The following is a 17,209-nucleotide window of genomic DNA, read 5'->3' as shown; positions in this document are numbered from 1 at the left end:
CGGGAACTCCATACATAAACTCCAAGAAAAAAGTCCAGTATAGTATACTCTATTGCACCAGGTTTGTACATGAGCCATATTTTTTATATAAGACTGCCTGACTGTCTTAGAAAACTATCAGAGAGACGCTCAACTGTCTTTCGCATATCCTAAATAGTTGTTCTACCAACAGGGGAGCTAAAAGATGAATACGATGTTGTATAAACACTTTTAGCTTAACCCGGCAAATTTAAATGCCAAAACATGATTCTTTGAACAAATGAAAATTTCTAAGGCAATTTCGGATAAATTACTTTGACAGTAACAAAAGAGCTATGGCTACTGCCGCAATATGGCCTCCCCATACCCCTAAAAACATAGGAACCGAGCTAGACGCGGCAAGGCCTACTCCTAATTGAAATAATCCAAAAAAAAGACCGAATCCGATTATAGCATAAACCCCAGATTTTACTTCGCTTCGTAGTGAGCATCTAGAATACCTGGCGAGAATGGCAATAGCCAGAGCGACAGAAACGACGATGGCTAAAGCGTTAGCTAGCCGTAACATCAATTCCATCAGATAAGACTGAAAGTTTACACCTTCTCTGTGCATAAGAGAGATTACATGAATAATGTCTCTTATAGAGAGATCCTCCATGGGGGTCTGGAAAATTGAAAGATCAGCAGGTGTTTCCTGAATTTCTATTGGAAGGCTGGCAACCTTTTTTAAGCTTGCCCCTTCTTTTTCAAAATCTATAATGGTTGCATTCTCGGCAATCCATTGGTTGCCGCCCCATGTCATAACGGCTGTATTGATCTTTCGGCGGATTTTAAAATCGTCGTCAACAAGGCTTATGGAAACTCCATGAAAACTCTTACTGTTAGGATCATAATACATGATGTGGCAAATTATATGCCGTGTAGCATACCATATTTCCCCTTTCTTAATTTGCTTGAAGGTGAGAGCTTGATCAGAAAGTTTTTTAATGCGTTCTGACCAAAATGTTTTCGCCTGGATCCTTAATGGACGTTCCACAGTGTCAATGAATCCCAGATAGCCAATCGATATCACTAAACTGACTAGAATGATAGTTTTTACGTAGCGGCGAGGAGAAATGCCCGATGCGTGAATAGCTAATATCTCGCGACGATGAGTAAGAACTTCATAGGCGACAAGCGTGCCAACAGCAACAACAGGGATTGTAACATCCTTAATTATCGAAGGAATTTTACAAGCAAAGTATTTGGTAATATCGAGCCATGAAACCGACGCTTCCATGAGGTCGTCAAATTTTTCGGAAAAATCCACCGCAATAAAAAGGGTTAGGGCTGAAACCATGACAATGAACAAAAACTTTCCAAAAACCCGCAGAATGTAACCATAGATTATCTTCATTCAAGGCTTCCTTTTAGCATGCTTAGAATGAAGTATTTCGTCATCAGCAGATGTAATAATTTGACCGTCTGATATAGATCCTAACCCTCTTTCGTGTTTAACTCGTTGATGCCCCCTTTTCCACAGGTAAACAAACCATGAAAGGAAAATACCAGCAGGTCCATAAACAGCCATGGCCGGGCTTATAACCCCGTTTTCCGCCAATCCTTTCCCAAGAGTTATCATAAGATAGAACAGCAAAAATAGTCCAAATGCGATCAAAACCTTAAAAGCGGAAGCTCTGGATGAAAATCTGTCAAGCTCTCTAATTTTGAAAAAAGGAACCATCATCATACCCAGAATAATAGAGAGAAAGGGCATCACTATACGTGTGTGAAATTCAATTCCATACCGACTGCGTTCTTCCCTAGTTCTTGCCGTGTGAGATGCATTCCATAGTTCCTTCATATTCATTTCCCATTTTGTAGAACTCGCCTTTGAGAGTTCTCTAAAAATCTCTCCAACAGAAATCGTCAAACTGTATTGTTCAAATTCAACTACCTGACCCGACTCATGCCTGGAAATTCTGATAATAGTTCCTTTCTGTAGGTCTAAAACAATAGCGCCTTGGTCTTGATCGTAATTGAGTAAAGCTTTTTGGGCTACTATTGTAATGTTTGTATTCTTATCTCGAAGATCTTCCATATAGACCCCTTCGGCGCTAAAATTTCTGGGTGATACCTTTTGGAAATACAGTATAAATCCTGGAAGTGAGTCTATGAATATACCTTCCTGGAAAATGACCATGACACTTGATTTGCCTATGTTTGCAATTTTCTCTCTAAATAGAGTGTTAGCGTGATGAAGGATGGTGAGAGTTATAACCATAGCTATAAGGACATTGAAGGCTGTAAATAGCCAGAATGGTTTTGAAAGATTTCGTATAGGGATACCACTTCCTTCAATGGCTATGAGTTCATTACAGGATGACAATCGATTTAGAGCGACAGCAATACTGACTGCACTTGTAAGTGGAAGAGCGTATGTAAGTAGGCGAGGAGTAGCAAGGATAATGAGTTCCGCAATATCTTTTAATGTAACCGATGTCTGGAAAAGATATTTGGCTATTTGAATTATTCTACCAATTGTAAGCAAAAAAAGCGAAACAAGTAATGTGAATCCGTAAGGGATGATAAGTTCTTTGAGAAGATACCGTTCCAAAATGCGCATATTTACCGCCGATCCTTTATTGGAAGTTTTATTCACGATCTTCCGTTTGTCTTTTATTCTAAAGGAGAATTGAAAAGCAATGATTAATCGAGACCGAATTATCAGGGAAATCATAGAAGACAGAGAAGAAGTTTTTTTGCATCCAAAAGCAAAGCGAGCTCGAGAATCCAGGGGGAGATCCCGCCCTGAGGAAGAATGCCCTGTCAGGACGGCTTTCCAGAGGGATCGAGATCGCATCGTTCACAGTAAATCTTTCAGGCGACTTAAACATAAAACCCAGGTATTTATTGCCCCCACAGGCGATCACTACCGCACTCGGCTAACTCATACACTTGAAGTTTCCCAAATCGCTCGTACTATTGGCAGAGCCCTTCGGCTCAATGAGGATCTAATTGAAGCCATATCACTTGCTCACGATCTGGGGCATACGCCCTTTGGTCACGGTGGGGAGAAGGTTTTGGATGAGCTTATGCCTGGGGGATTCAGGCATCACGAACAGAGCCTTCGAGTAGTGGACGTGCTTGAAAAAGGCGGCATGGGACTGAATCTTACCTGGGAAGTCCGTGATGGCATACTCCATCATTCCAAAGGAAAAAGTGGATCCATCGTGGGAGAGGTGAGTGATAAGGCTGAAACACTGGAAGGACGAGTGGTTAGACTCGCTGACATTATCGCATATCTAAGTCATGACCTTGATGATGCTACCCGAGCAGGTCTCTTGAACGATAAAGATATTCCTGCAGATATCCGCCGAATCCTTGGTAATCGTCACAGCCAGCGCATTCATCACCTTGTTCTTGATGTGATTGATTACACCATGGAAATGGAACTCGATGATGTCTCCTTCAGCCCTAGAATGATCAGGGTGGTAAACGATTTAAGAGAATTTCTGTTTGAGCGAGTCTATGAATCCCCGCCACTTATAAGACAGGTGGACAAAGCTCGAAAGATCATCGAAGATCTATTCAATGCTTTCATGAATCAAGATGAACTCTTCCTTCAGGAAATTGGGCTCCTTAATGGTAGTGATGTGCCAAGGCATATACGGGTTTGTGACTATATTGCCGGCATGACCGATCGCTATGCGCTGGATCTTTACCTTAATCTTTTTATTCCTCGTCCTTGGATGAAAAAGTGATTGCTTTACTGAGAGGGTTTGAAAAAGATCATGAAGGTAATCCTCGCAGTTGCCATGTTCTGGGGGCATAATCCAATCTATTCCTCTTATATTATCGAGTAGATCATTCCACCCTTTCATAATGGAACATCCTGCCTGCGGATTTACTTATCCAGCGGACTTCGGACACCAAGCACGTTCTTAGTCGCCACGTGGGTATAGATCATGGTAGTCTGAAGACTTCGATGGCCGAGAAGTTCTTGAATGGTTCGAATGTCGTAGCCTTTTTCGAGAAGATGGGTCGCAAAACTGTGTCTCAGGGTATGGACAGAGGCCTGCTTTGTGATTCCAGCCTTCATCACAGCGGTTTTGAACGCTTTTTGAAGCGAGGCGGGATGAACGTGGTGTCTTCTTACAGTATTGCTTCTGGGATCGACCGAAAGTGATTTTGCCGGAAAGAGCCAGAACCATCCCCATTCCTTTCCGGCATTTGGATATTTCTTATCTAAGGCACCTGGAAGCCATACCCCTGCTATTTCGTTTTTCCTATCCTGATCATAGAACGACCTTATTTCTGAAAGGTGGTGAATAAGGTCATTCTTTAACGCCTCAGGAAGAACAGTTCTTCGATCCTTATCTCCTTTTCCTGATCTGATGATGATTGTACTTTGTTCAAGATCGATGTCTTTTACCCTCAACTGCAAACATTCTTGAAGTCTTAAACCTGCCCCATATATCAACATCGCCATCAGCTTCGTTGTGCCAGACATCTGGTCAAATATGCTTTGGACTTCTCTTGTCGTAAGAACTACCGGCAGATGTCTTTTCTGTTTGGCACGGACAGCGCTTAAAACCGGTTCGATATTTTTATCCAGAACATGGCGGTAGAGAAATACGATGGCATTGAGAGCCTGATTCTGGGTCGAAGGGGAAACTTTCTTTTCTACCGCGAGGTGGCTCAGAAAATCCTGCAAATCTCTCCCTTCGAGTTGATCGGGACTCTTACCATTCACAAAGTTTCCAAAATTTCTTAACCAGAGAAGGTAAGTTTTCTCAGTGCTCAGAGATCTATGTCGCAACCTCAAAGCCTCGCGCATTTTCTCTTCAAGGGAGCGCCAACTCTCTTTGTCGGGAGACATGTCTCCCGTCTTTGGCAATGAAGTTTGTGAGAGAAAATAATCGTATAATCTTAAAGCTGTATCCGCCTGATTGACCTGCCATTCTTCATATTTCTTTTCCATATGCGATAGGAACTGCTTTTTCTGGTCGCTGTTCAATCTGGTTGAAAGAGGTTGATTTAAGAAATGGTAACAATCCGAAACCCACTTCAAATAGTAGGGAATGTATCGGGGCTTTAAGCTTCCTTTCTTGTTCAAAAAGGTTTCAAAGTTTTTCAGCATAACAAATTCCCAAATTAATCAAATTCCGCATAATAATATTGAAAAAATATTTATGTCTCCAATTTCCGAAAAAAGCAACGATGTTATTAAAAATATGTGGATTTTTTCTTTGTGCCGCTATAAGATTTTGGTTGTAGATAGAATAAATTTAAAAAATAATGTTAGGTGCGCACATGGCAGACTGCGGCTGCGAGTTTGAAGCCAAGACAAAAGCAGAGTTGAGGGTTCTCCGAATTCTTCTCGGCATCAACGCGGTCATGTTCGCTGTTGAGTTCGCGGCTGGCTTGGTCGCAGAGTCGACCGGACTGCTCGCAGACTCGCTGGACATGCTTGCGGATGCCTTTGTCTATGGCATCAGCTTGTACGCCGTTGGTCGTGCTCTCTCGCTCAAGGCCCGCGCCGCCCGCACCAGCGGCTTCGTTCAAATCCTGTTAGGTCTCGGAGTTCTCGCTGAGGTCTGCCGCCGCTTCTTGCTCGGCAGCGAGCCAGAGAGCGTTCTTATGCTCAGCTTCGGCAGTCTTGCACTTGTTGCAAATCTCACTTGCCTTGCTTTGCTCACAAAGCACCGCAAGGGTGAGGTTCACATGCGCGCTTCATGGATATTTTCAACCAATGACATGCTGGCTAACCTCGGGGTCATTCTTTCCGGCATCTTGGTGGCGGTAACGGCCTCACACATACCAGATCTGGTTATTGGCCTGCTGATCTCGGCGTTGGTGGTCAGGGGCGGCCTTGCCATACTTCGTGAGGCAAAAGCGGCGTCCACAGATGGCGGTGAGCGCACCTAACAATTCATTCAAGCCGACGCCGCTTCGCGGCGCGGCTTAATTCAGGCGTTAGCCAGCGCAACGTGATCACCAAACGGTTCAAAGGAGAAAGGCTCATGTTGACCAAACAAATAGATGTAAAGGAAGCCCAGGCGCGATTACAAGAGTTGATTGCTCAAATCGCCTTAGGGGTAGAGTGGGTCCTCACCGATGGAGCCAAACCCGTTGCCCGTCTTGTGCCTATAGCTTCTCGTGTGGCGGGTTTACATGCAGGGGCCATTTGGACGAGTTTCGACTTTGATGAACCCTTACCTGACGAGTTCTGGACGGGCAGCGCATGAAATTGCTCCTGGACACGCATACGTTTATCTGGTGGGACAGTGAACCCGCTAAACTTTCGCCCCAAGCTTTAGCGCTCTGCCAAGATCGTCAGAATGTTTTGCTCCTCAGCGTAGTTAGCGTGTGGGAAATGCAAATCAAACTCCAGTTGGGCAAACTTCGACTGGCTTTACCCTTGAGAGAAATTGTCGAAAGTCAAAGGCGAACCAACAACATTGAGATTCTGCCTGTTACTCTAGAACACGCGCTGACCTTGGAGAATTTGCCTGCTCATCACAAAGACCCCTTTGACCGATTGCTGATTGCTCAGGCTATCGTCGAAGAAGCAGCTCTTGTGAGTGCAGACCCAAACATTGCCAAGTATGTCGTGCAAGTCGTTTGGTAATGATGAATAGGGCGCTGGCTAACCTGCGCTTCCAGCCGACCGCCTTCGGCGGCGGCTGAAGCGCCGCTCGTTAGGCGGCTTGCTACTGAACGACGTTGGACGATTTTGCTATGAAAATTCCTTCACCCGACGAGTTGAGACAAGGCTACCAAGAATTTCAGCGCCGAGAGAAGCGGGACGCAATGTACAAGACCGCCTCTTTTCTTGTCGCTCACTTTTGGGGCAAGCCTGCTGAAATGGCGGATAGTCTAGGCGTACTATTGCTCACTTGGAATCAAGCATTATATCGGTATGGCTCTTTTGATTTTGACAGACTTGAACAGTGCATAACAAACAATATGTCCTTGCTCGAAAAATACAGCAAAAGAAGCATTCTGGGTTATTCCTCAAAGGATGACAGGGAGATAAGCCACCTGTTCGAAGAATTTCTCACTGCTCTGGAAATCTCGGATGGTAGTAAAGCAGGCACACAAAGTCCCGTAGCCACTGCCAAAGCGTTGCATTTACTTGCACCAGATTACTTCCCCTTATGGGATGACAAGATTGCTCGTGCGTATGGATGCTATTACTCATATGATCCTTCGGCAAGGTATTTGGCATTTATGAAACTTTGCAAACAGATAGCCGCAACTCTTCAGCCAGCAATAGATGGGCAAGATACAGGCAAAACCCTTCTCAAATTGATTGATGAATACAACTATGCCAAGTACACCAAAGGATGGGTGTAACTTCACAATAAAGAAGCGCCGCCCAACAAGCGGTTCCAGCCGACTGCTCCCTCGCTTCGCTCGGTTGCAGCGGCTGAGCTTGGTGCCGTTGGGTCAATACAAATTGGAGGTATGACATGAAAGGTGAATTTACGGCAATTATAGAGCCTGCACCCGAAGGTGGGTATTGGGCGATTTGTCCTGAAGTACCAGGTGCCAATGGACAGGGAGAAACAATAGAAGAGGCAAAAGAGAGTTTACGTCAGGCTATTGAACTTATTCTCCAGGATCGAACAGAGGATATTCTTCGAGGGTTACCTGAAGATGCAATCCTGGAAAAGATTGTAATTGCATGAAACGTAAAGAGTTAGAAAGAAAATTGCGAATAGCCGGTTGTTATCTAAAAAGAGAAGGTACGTCACACTCACTATGGATTAATCCAAAAACCGGGGTTGTTGAAGCGGTTCCTCGAGATAATGAAATCAAAGAGCCTTTAGCAAAGAAAATATTGAAAAACCTAAATGCAGAATAAGTGGCCTAACAAATCGTTCCATCTGACCGCTGTTCCGCTTGCGCTCCATAGCGGCAGGTGAGCTTGGGCATTGGGTGCACCAAGCCCCACTTTGACATACGAACAGGTAGTCGCTAGCTTGAGTCGAATAGCTTGCCACTTGAAGTCCGCAAAAATGTACCGATGGGCCTCACCATTTGGAGGTGAAAATGAAGCTAGAAATCAAAACACTGACCCCCTTGTGGACAGGCGGCGTGGAAGCGGGCAAAGTTGACCGCATCCACGAAACCGGCATCCTTGGCAGCCTGCGCTGGTGGTGCGAAGCGCTCGTGCGCGGATTGGGTGGATGGGCGTGCGATCCGAGCCAAGGTATGTGTGGATTTGATGCTGAGAAATATAAGAAGAGCCGGGCAGCCGATAAGCACCAGCGTCTGCGCGATGCCGGCCTGTGCGATGTGTGCCAGCTGTTTGGCGCCACCGGCTGGCGGCGGCGCTTTCGCCTGACAATCGTGGAAACAGAGGTCTCTGATGCCCAGATTGATCACACCATTTCTTTAAACAATCGTCAGTATACAGACGAAAAAGGGAAACAACGCACGCCGACTTGGTACTTTCGTGATCCAACTCAGTCGGGCAAGCCAAAGGCTAACACGCCGAAGCAAGGTCTTTTCAGTGTCGAGATTCACGGTCTGTATTCAGGCTGCTCTGCCGAAATCATTGCTGGCCTAGTTCAGTTTATCGCCGATTGGGCCGCTCTTGGCGCCAGGCCTCAAATGGGGTTTGGTGTGATTGAACTGGCGAACGGTCGAATTGACACACGGCCGCTCTTTAAATGGCTCGAATGTATAGCCGGCAGCAATACCTACACCGACTTACCCTCTTTAAAAAATATCTTCCTGGCGCGGATCTCGCCTCAAAAAGAAGTGGAGTCCTTCAGCAAACAGGATACCTTCAACTTGAAGTATGACTTGCGCCGACTGTTTGCAAATGACAAGGATCTGCGTCATTTCATCATGGGCACGGTCGAAGATGAACGGATTGCCGCCAAGGTCAAAATGTCACACCCATACAACGGCGACCGGGAGATGCGCGTCTGGGGTTGGATTCCAGAAGAAGCGAACGTTTATCGAGGTTCATGGAATCGGAACGCAGTTGTTGATTCCATTCATCAGCACTTGCACACGAACTACGGCTTGCAGGTCTGGCGTGAGATGAACTCGACCAGGGATACCGTCAGGCCGAACAACGGCGATGCTCAGGCGTTTCTACGAGACCTGTTGGCGATTGAGGAGGAAGACGATGCAGTGTGAATTCATAACTACCTTAGATTGGCTACAGACAGCCATGGCAGATAAAGATAAGGGAAGGCATTGGAAGAGGTGGCAAAAAGAACTGGCTCCGCCATCACAATTGTTTTATAAATTCCCCTTTTTGCCTGACTTGTCCACAATGCTGCATCTGCCAGCACTCAGTTTTGTATTACGTATTCCGTTCCGATTACAAAAGCCCTACATCAGCAAAGACGAGTGCGATTTTCACTTGCTCGACAACCCTCTGCGTAAGGAGAAAGTCTTCCAGACACCGATGGTTGTCGCTACAAGTTGGAAAGGCGCGTTGCGGGCGGCGCTGTGGCACTTGGGTTACAAAGAAGACAACGAAGTGACGATTCGTCTGCTGGGTAATCCGCGTGGCGGTGACGAACATCAAGCCGGCCGTCTCTACTTCTTCCCCACTTTTTTCGACAAGATAGGTCTGGAAGTCATCAACCCGCACGACCGGCAAACCGGCGTGGGAGCGCGCGGACCGATTTTTATGGAGTGTGTGCCCCAGAGAACTGCTGGTGAGTTCGTATTGTTGTATGTGCCTTTCGGCCCGATTGAGCAAGGTGAGGATGAAAGACGCACCGAGGTAGCCGAGGATTTACAAGTGCTGGCAAAAGGTATCCGGGCTATGCTCACTACCTATGGCTTTGGGGCCAAAACCAGCAGCGGGTTCGGTATGGCAGAAGACCAATTGGCCGGGAAGGGTAAACTTGCCCTCCGAGTCAAATTGGCCGGGGAGGGTGCTCCCGCTGTCGCTCCGCCGGAGCCACAGCCACCCGACCTGCCCCGCTACCTGGAGTCACCCACCCGACTCATTCCTGACCTGCGTCGAGAAGATGGAACTTTGAAATCAGAAGAGGAATATCGGCTTTGGATTGAAAGGCAAGGGAAGCAGTACAAGAAGAAAGACAGGCAGCTTTACGAGAAAGCCAAAAATTGGTGGGAGAAAGAGGGCAGAGTCCATTGGGAAAGCGGCGGACCTTCATCGGAATCGGAACCCGCTTTGGAACAGGAGCAACCTGAAGCGCCCGCAGTGACGGAATATACCTTCAACAGGCTCAGTGAACTAAAAGACCTGGCGCAGCGCGTGGCGGCCCAATTGCGGGAGGGAGGTGAATCGTGAATCAACTCGATATCCTGCAGCAACACCGCGAGGCCCTATTATTAGCCGAGGCCATCGGCTTGCTGCACGATTATCGCAAATGTTCGGATGAGCATCTCAAAACACAAGCATCCAATCTGAGTGGGCAACAGGCTCTAGCTCGGAATGAACTTGGCAACCGCTATCCTCAACTTTCCAATACCAATGTACAACTGCTCGGCATCACCTGCGCTGTCACAGATTTGCTCGACGATCGAACCTGGAATAAGGACGTGTTGGGCCAGTACCTGTCCCGTTGTCATAAAACAGCTCACTTTGATAAACAGGAACCCGTAGGCGGGAAACAAAATTACCCTCATATCCAGAGGAGCACGCCGTTTGGCTTTGAGAACAACGTATTTAACGGCTTGACAGAAAAGCTCTGGGGCCTGCCTTGGGATAAGTTATCTTCCTACTCTGCCGACAAGAGGAATTCGTTGCGCCACGCTATCGAGGACCTTTTCTCACAAACTATTGCTGACACGCGCCGGCCCATCAACGAAGTGGATTTGTGGAGCTGGGGCTTGCTGGTGGGAGCGCTGTACAAGTCGGCACTGGCCGGGGCGTTGCTAACCGGAAGTCCCCCAAATGCGGGGGACTTGCGCTGGCGTTTGCTTGGTGTCCGCGTCAATGGACTGAACTATCTGCTCAGCGTGGCGCGTATACCCGACCTGCTCACCAGGCAAGAGATTATCTCAGATAGCCTGGATCGGGTGCGCAATCTTCTGGAAGTAACCTATCCACTGGGCAGCGAGGTATATCGGGATGAGAACGGCAGCGTTTACGTCGTACCAGACATAGCCGATTTGCTGAATCGGACCGATGGCAACGGAATTAGCTTGCGGGACCTCATTCTTCAGGAGTTCGAACAGGGCACGGTAAAGAACAAACCAACACTGCAACTTGGCGGGGAGATAACACCGCATCTTGGATTGGAACAAGTGCCTTGGTGGGGACAGGATCCAGAATGGCCGAATTCTTCAAACGACGAGTTGCCAGACATTAGCAAGTTTCTCTCGCGGAAGATTGCCTCGTTAGCAAATGCAGGTGTAATCCAACAGTTTTGGCAGCACCAAGAAGCTGCCGACATCTGCACCGTTTGCGGTCTGCGGCCACAAGGTCCGAGCCAGAAAGCTGCCGACCGCAATGTGTGCGACATTTGCGAAGAACGGCGCGCAGACCGCTCGCAAAAGTGGGCGACATCGCAATCCAATAAGACGATCTGGACCGACGAAGTCGCCGATGCCAATGGGCGACTGGCGCTCATTGTTGGACGATTCGATCTGACCCACTGGCTCGACGGCAGTCTGCTGGATTCGCTTTTGTTGATCGCTCCTCACAACCCTGAAAACGCGGAAGGGAAACCCGTCACAAGTAAGACGCCTTCTTTCAGCCGCCTGCGTCGCATCTGGGAGACAACCCGTCGTTTCTGGCGAGATGTTCAGAATGGGATTGAATGGCAACTGACGGATGACCGTCGTCGCCTGAAGATTTTCCTTGACTCTGTACCGGACTTGGGGCCTTTCCACGTTTACGACCTTGTGCTGGGTGTAACCAATCTGAGCGTGGTTTGGATCCCGGCCCGGAATGACGATGCCGCCGGTTATCTCCTCAGCGCCGACAATCTCGGATACATCGCCCACCAGTTGGGTGCTGAACCAGCGATATACGGCGATCCGGCAACAGCGGCTATTTTTGTCGAAGAGTACTTGCAAAAAGAATTTGTCGCCAATGGCTGCCGGCCTGTTTTGCGGAATCCAGACGCTGGAACAAGGCAGAGCAACAGAAATCTACTTGCATGCGTTCACATTGTTCAAGTGGAATATCAACAAGATGCTTATGCTACTCTCATTCCCATCCTTGCAGAGCCGCAGACCTTTATGATCATCGTATCTGCCGACAAATCCCTTGATGTTTTACGCAACATTAAAGAAAAATACGAGCGAGAGATGGGAAAAGTGCGTGATCGCTTACCAATACACTTGGGCGTTGTATACGCCAGCCGCCGAACTCCTATCCGCGCCGTTTTGGATGCCGGCCGAGCGATGCTTGATTGTCGGACGATGGCACAACGATGGACGATCGAATCGTCGGTCAACGGACAGTCTTCAGAAGTAACCTTGGATATCAAGCGTAACGGTCATCAAATACGGTGGCGCATTCCATTGCGGATGAATGACGGAATGACTGAGGACCAGTGGTATCCTTACATTTTTTTGGATACGAGAGGCGACGACAAGAAGGTGGATGACGCACAGCGGCGTGCAGTCAAGATTGACTGGCCGGCTGAAGCGTGTTGGATTGTCCACGCTGGCGATCTGCGCGAAGGGGAGGTGATTTATGTCTGGCCTTCCACCTTCGACTTCGAATTCCTCGACACCACCGCCCGCCGCTTTGAAATCCATTACGACGAGGAAGGCCGACGGCCCCGCCGCACCCGACCTTACTACCTGGAAGACCTGGACCGGCTGGAGGGTCTGTGGAACTGCATGAAGCGTCTGACCAAAACCCAACGTCACCAGGTGATCCGCACCATCGAAGCTACCCGCGAGATGTGGTACGGGCAGGATGCCGGTGGCGCGTCTACCAAAGACGACGTCTTCCGACAATTCGTGGCCGACACTTTAGCCGGTGCCCAGTGGGAATGGCAGAAATTCCCTACTGAATGGCAAGAAAAACTCATCCAGGCCGGCGTCCGCGGAGAGTTGACCGACCTGGCCGAATTGCATATGGAAATCCTGAAAGAATAAGGAGGCATAGATGGCAACCTACAAACGACAACGCTACTTGCTTATGACCACCGATCCGGTCCACATCGGTACCGGCGGCTACCGTCTGGGGCGGGTAGACAACAGCATCGTGCGGGAACCTGGCACGCGCATTCCCAAAATCCCGGGCACCAGCCCGCTCTTACGCAGCCCAGCTCTACGAGACCCCCGAAGCCGCTGGGCAGAGTCAAGACAAAGTGAAGGAACCGGATAAAAACCCGGTCTGCTATACCTTTGGCTATATTAAGAAAGACAAAAGTGGCGACGAGGAAAAAACGACAGCCTATTCTGGCGTGGTCAACGTCTTTGACGCCCACGTGCTGCTCTTTCCAGTCCATTCGATGGCCGGACCGGTGTGGGTGACAACTTGGGGTCGGTTGAAAGACGCCGGCTTTAGCGTTAAAAAGGGCGAGCAAGACCTTGCTCAAGAACCCAATTTCGGCGAAGCCTTTTTAACCTGGGAACGGACAAATGCGCTCAATCTGGGCTGGCTGATGGTCAATGTGGCCGGCAAAGTTACTGTGGGTGCGCCGGACAAATGGAAGGATCAAGAACGCTGGAAGGCAGTGGCCAGCCACATCGTTCTGGTACAAGACGCGTTCTTCAGTCAAGTAGTCAACAGCAACCTGGAAGTTCGCACATCGGTGGCCATAGACCCAGAGAGAGGCGCAGCGGAAGACAAGGCCCTGTTCACCTACGAGGCGCTGCCTCGTGCCACCTTTCTGACGATGGAGGTGGTTCTGGATGATTATCGTGATGCCTGGCCACTATCTCAACACTGTCAGAAGAAAACCGCAAAAGGAAACGTATTGCCCGGCAATCAGCAGTGGTCTGGTCCGTTGCAGGTCGTGAAAGCCGGATTGCAGATGATCGAATGGCTGGGCGTGGGTGGCATGGGCACGCGCGGCTTTGGTCGGTTGGCTATTGTTGGCGAGCCTCTGGAACAAGCCTATGGCAAGGAGAAATGAAAATGAGCAACACCACACAACTCAACCTGGATCGGCTGGCGGCAAAGCATGCACAAGCGATTATTAACAGCACGGCGGATAAAAAGGCCAGCGACGTGGACAATACCGTTACCAAAGCCTTGGGCGTGCTTCAGGAGAACGGTGTCTATGCTTGCTTTCTCTACCTGTTTGCGAAAGAAAAGGAAAACGGCCGCGTGGTGGTCGAAGAGATGCTTAATTTACTGGCTGGACTGAACTTTGGCTGGGGCAAACCCGAAGATAGCAGCGCCGAGAAGGTGTTGCGCCATATCAGCGACAAAGTGACAGTTGACCTGGAACGCTTGCTGCTGGTTAAAGAGACCCTGGAACAGATGCTGATCTACGCCCGCTATGGGGCCAAAGCGCGCAGTTGAGGAGGGTATTATGACTTGGCAGGCCTACGAGGTAATCTTTCGCCTCCGCACCCCCATGCACGTTGGTTGGGGAAAGATCGGCAACTTGCAATGCGCCCGTCCTTACGTCACCGGCCGCGCACTGTGGGGCGCGCTGACGATGCGCCTGACGCGCGATGCGGTCCAAGGTCATGGCCCAGCGACTAACTTGCAAGATTACCGGAGGATTGGAGGTCAAGTCCATCGGGATTTGGCCTTTACCTATTTCTACCCGGCACTGAGATCGGAAGATGCCTACCGGGTGGCGTGGCCGTGGGAGAACGAAACCACTTTTCGCCGCCGCTTTCTCAGCAGCTATCAGGGGACCGCTCTCTCCTATCCACAGCAATCCGCCGCGGAGGGAACGTTGCACGAGGTTGAGTTCATCTCTCCTAACACGTTAGATACCGGTGAAGCGGTATTTCTAAGAGGCTATGTGTTTGAAAGAGATGGTTGTACTTTGAATTGGCAGTCGGCTCTCAAGCGGCTGCAAATGGGCGGCGAGCGCGGGTATGGTTGGGGAGATGTCGAATTGGTGATTGCTGAGCTGTCTGCTGATGAACGTATTTTTGACGGCTTAGCTACATTTGAAGGAGGGGGTGATGTTCCAATTATCCACTCGCCAGCTGATGGACGCTTGCTAGCTCACACTCTGACCGCAGACCTGCCGGTCGCCGGTGACGTAGAGCCATTAGTAGGCCGTGAGTGGCGATCAGACAATCCCCGTCGTCGTCATGTCGGTCAGCATGTCTCGTTTAGCGGCATCTGTTTTACCCCTGGAAGCTTAGTGCGAGAAATGCTTGATTTTGAAGTGAAAGAGTTTGGTATATGGCAAGCGCTGGACAATAAGGCGTAAGATCGCCCATGTTCATAGTGTTTAGTCAAGTGTGTCTGCAGGGGAAGAGGCTTTCCTGAGTTTAGAAATGGCTTCCCGGAATCCTGATAAGCTTTTCTGACTGTACCTTTCGTTCATATTCAGTAATACCCAGATAAACCACTTTGTAAACAGCCTCTGGCTCAGAAAAAACCTCTATAACCTTGCTTCTTCTTTTGATTTCCTTCATAAGCCTTTCCAATTGATTGGTAGTGTAAATGAATCTCCTGATTTTCTGAGGATAATCCATAAAGGTAGTGAGGCTGTTAAAATTCTCTTCCCACCTTTTTACTACCTCAGGATATATTTTTCTCCATCTTTCCTTGAACTCAATAAGAGCCTGCCTGGCTTCTTCCCGGTTTGATGCTCTGTTACCCCCCAAATCCCCCCGTCAACGGGGGGACTTCCTCTCCCTCCCCTTTGACGGGGAGGGTTTGGAAGGGGCTTCCTTTCTCAAAGCTCCCTTTATGGCGTGAAGAACACAAAGCTGGAATCTTGATCCAGGAAATTCCATAAGAACTGCTTTTTTAAGTCCTTACTTAGGGCGACGCATGCGTCGCCCCTACATGTGCCTGAAAGGGTGACGGTGGAGAGCCAGAGCGAGAAGTCAGCAGATGCCGTAGTAGCTGCCTGCTCAACTTCTCGAACTGCCCGGTTCGGACCCGCATGCCGGGTGGTGTGGGAGGGGATCGATCAAACTGAACGCCCCTGTCCCGATTATTTGACATCTTCCGGAGATCTAGAAAAACAGTATGAATAGATTTTTAAGATCGGGATTCCGTAACGTTTTGAAATCTCTCGGCATGATTCGTATTCGGGCACAAGCCGCTTCGAACCGTCTGGTTCATCAAAGACTTTCACTTTTACATCTCCCCAGGGGGTGTTGATAGAGCCTTCTCTGCGGTTCAAAGCAATTCTGGAGATACTGTAAGTCCTTACTCCCGCCGTCGTGGTTTCCAAAAACAGAATATTTTCCAAGATGTCTTTCAGAGCAGGTGGGCAAAGCACAGAAATAGTTGCAGCAGGTCGGTTTTTCTTCATGATGATAGGAGTCAACCATACATCCATGGCACCGCAAGTAAAAAGTTTTTCCATTGCGTGTTCGTATAATTCCGGAGGCATATCGTCAATATTGGCTTCTATAACCACGAGTTCTTCCGCTATTCTGGCGCAAGTGGGTGATGCTATAAGCAATCTTAACATATTCGGTGGATGAGAAGCTGGATGACTTCCCACGCCGTAACCAATTCGCTCGATTTTACATGGTGGAATAGGACCAAAATGTGTAGAAAGAGCCCTTAGAATGGCGGCTCCAGTTGGGGTAACGAGTTCTCGAGTTGTTTCTACTCCATAAACCGGAACGCCTTTTAGAATATCCAGTGTCGCTGGTGCGGGAAGAGGTATGATGCCGTGTTCTGTCATTATTGTTCCGGTTGTGTTCATAGGTAGAGGTGAAGATTTTAGTTCGTAGATTCCAAGGTTGAATAGAGCCATTAAGCTTCCCACAATATCCGCTATTGAATCCAAAGCGCCCACTTCGTGAAAGTGAACGTCTTCTAAGGACGTATTATGAATGGAGCTTTCAACTTCGGCTATGATTCTAAAAATCTCTATTGCTTTTGATATGACCCAGTCAGGAAGTGAACTTTTCTCGAGTAGAACTTGTATGGAACGATAGGTTCTGTGGTGTTGTTGAGAAGAGTTTTTGATTCTTACGAGCGCTCTCGTTCCCCAGAGGCTTCCTCGCCTTTCTTTCCGGATTTCAACTTCCACAGCACCGTTCAAAAGATTTCCAAGAGCATCATTGACGTTATCTAGAGACGCTCCTAAATCTAACAATGCACCAAGAAACATATCCCCACTGGCGCCAGAGAAACAATCACAATAAATAAACCTTCGGGAATGTTGTTCCATAA

Annotated in this window: 18 protein-coding genes; 13 read left to right on the top strand and 5 right to left on the bottom strand. The window is 48.5% G+C overall.

Translation table 11 applies throughout. The features are described 5' to 3' along the window. Positions 1–289: 289 nt before the first annotated feature. The gene (locus WHS38_10105) at positions 290–1,375 is read right to left on the bottom strand and encodes an LptF/LptG family permease (GenBank protein MEJ5301328.1); all 1,086 of its coding nucleotides are present in this window, start codon (positions 1,373–1,375) and stop codon (positions 290–292) included. After that, on the bottom strand, positions 1,376–2,584 hold the full coding sequence (locus WHS38_10100; protein MEJ5301327.1) for an LptF/LptG family permease: 1,209 nt from the start codon (positions 2,582–2,584) through the stop codon (positions 1,376–1,378). Positions 2,585–2,663: 79 nt separating this feature from the next. Here WHS38_10100 and WHS38_10095 point away from each other — a divergent pair, with 79 nt between their 5' ends. Further along, the gene (locus WHS38_10095) at positions 2,664–3,722 is read left to right on the top strand and encodes a deoxyguanosinetriphosphate triphosphohydrolase (protein MEJ5301326.1); all 1,059 of its coding nucleotides are present in this window, start codon (positions 2,664–2,666) and stop codon (positions 3,720–3,722) included. Positions 3,723–3,865: 143 nt separating this feature from the next. On the opposite strand, the gene WHS38_10090 is transcribed toward WHS38_10095, so the two are convergent. Continuing rightward, a complete protein-coding gene (locus WHS38_10090; protein MEJ5301325.1) occupies positions 3,866–4,942 on the bottom strand; it encodes an integron integrase in 1,077 nt (358 codons plus the stop codon). 332 nt (positions 4,943–5,274) lie between these two features. Here WHS38_10090 and WHS38_10085 point away from each other — a divergent pair, with 332 nt between their 5' ends. From WHS38_10085 to WHS38_10030, 12 genes are all read left to right on the top strand, one after another. Continuing rightward, positions 5,275–5,889: a cation transporter gene (locus WHS38_10085; protein ID MEJ5301324.1), complete on the top strand. Its 615-nt coding sequence runs from the start codon at positions 5,275–5,277 to the stop codon at positions 5,887–5,889. Positions 5,890–5,984: 95 nt separating this feature from the next. Beyond that, positions 5,985–6,209 carry a hypothetical protein gene (locus WHS38_10080; GenBank protein MEJ5301323.1) on the top strand — a complete coding sequence of 75 codons (225 nt, stop codon included), beginning with the start codon at positions 5,985–5,987 and terminating at the stop codon, positions 6,207–6,209. Continuing rightward, positions 6,206–6,592: a type II toxin-antitoxin system VapC family toxin gene (locus WHS38_10075; GenBank protein ID MEJ5301322.1), complete on the top strand. Its 387-nt coding sequence runs from the start codon at positions 6,206–6,208 to the stop codon at positions 6,590–6,592. The genes WHS38_10080 and WHS38_10075 overlap by 4 nt, the downstream gene beginning before the upstream one ends. A gap of 110 nt (positions 6,593–6,702) precedes the next feature. After that, on the top strand, positions 6,703–7,320 hold the full coding sequence (locus WHS38_10070; GenBank protein MEJ5301321.1) for a hypothetical protein: 618 nt from the start codon (positions 6,703–6,705) through the stop codon (positions 7,318–7,320). 116 nt (positions 7,321–7,436) lie between these two features. Beyond that, on the top strand, positions 7,437–7,655 hold the full coding sequence (locus WHS38_10065) for a type II toxin-antitoxin system HicB family antitoxin (protein MEJ5301320.1): 219 nt from the start codon (positions 7,437–7,439) through the stop codon (positions 7,653–7,655). Beyond that, positions 7,652–7,831: a type II toxin-antitoxin system HicA family toxin gene (locus WHS38_10060; protein ID MEJ5301319.1), complete on the top strand. Its 180-nt coding sequence runs from the start codon at positions 7,652–7,654 to the stop codon at positions 7,829–7,831. Before WHS38_10065 ends, WHS38_10060 begins: the two co-directional genes overlap by 4 nt. A gap of 188 nt (positions 7,832–8,019) precedes the next feature. Next, positions 8,020–9,120: a type III-B CRISPR module RAMP protein Cmr1 gene (gene cmr1 / locus WHS38_10055; protein ID MEJ5301318.1), complete on the top strand. Its 1,101-nt coding sequence runs from the start codon at positions 8,020–8,022 to the stop codon at positions 9,118–9,120. Continuing rightward, entirely contained in the window at positions 9,110–10,255 is a 1,146-nt protein-coding gene (locus WHS38_10050) for an RAMP superfamily CRISPR-associated protein (GenBank protein MEJ5301317.1), read from the top strand. The genes cmr1 and WHS38_10050 overlap by 11 nt, the downstream gene beginning before the upstream one ends. Continuing rightward, positions 10,252–13,023, top strand: coding sequence for a CRISPR-associated protein Csx11 (locus WHS38_10045; GenBank protein ID MEJ5301316.1), 2,772 nt, complete (start codon positions 10,252–10,254; stop codon positions 13,021–13,023). Before WHS38_10050 ends, WHS38_10045 begins: the two co-directional genes overlap by 4 nt. A gap of 119 nt (positions 13,024–13,142) precedes the next feature. After that, entirely contained in the window at positions 13,143–14,009 is an 867-nt protein-coding gene (locus tag WHS38_10040; protein ID MEJ5301315.1) for an RAMP superfamily CRISPR-associated protein, read from the top strand. A gap of 2 nt (positions 14,010–14,011) precedes the next feature. Further along, positions 14,012–14,401: a hypothetical protein gene (locus tag WHS38_10035; GenBank protein MEJ5301314.1), complete on the top strand. Its 390-nt coding sequence runs from the start codon at positions 14,012–14,014 to the stop codon at positions 14,399–14,401. 10 nt (positions 14,402–14,411) lie between these two features. Next, the gene (locus WHS38_10030) at positions 14,412–15,275 is read left to right on the top strand and encodes a hypothetical protein (GenBank protein ID MEJ5301313.1); all 864 of its coding nucleotides are present in this window, start codon (positions 14,412–14,414) and stop codon (positions 15,273–15,275) included. 61 nt (positions 15,276–15,336) lie between these two features. Here WHS38_10030 and WHS38_10025 read toward each other — a convergent pair whose 3' ends face one another. Both WHS38_10025 and larC read right to left on the bottom strand, forming a co-directional pair. Then, positions 15,337–15,675 (bottom strand): transposase, encoded by a 339-nt coding sequence (locus WHS38_10025; GenBank protein MEJ5301312.1) that lies wholly within the window; start codon positions 15,673–15,675, stop codon positions 15,337–15,339. 335 nt (positions 15,676–16,010) lie between these two features. Then, on the bottom strand, positions 16,011–17,207 hold the full coding sequence (gene larC, locus WHS38_10020; protein ID MEJ5301311.1) for a nickel pincer cofactor biosynthesis protein LarC: 1,197 nt from the start codon (positions 17,205–17,207) through the stop codon (positions 16,011–16,013). Positions 17,208–17,209: the final 2 nt, after the last annotated feature.

Source organism: Thermodesulforhabdaceae bacterium (genome assembly GCA_037482015.1).
Taxonomy (GTDB): Bacteria; Desulfobacterota; Syntrophobacteria; order Syntrophobacterales; family Thermodesulforhabdaceae; genus JAOACS01.
The sequence above is the reverse complement of the archived record's forward strand: the minus strand, read 5'-3'. Positions and strand labels throughout refer to the sequence as shown.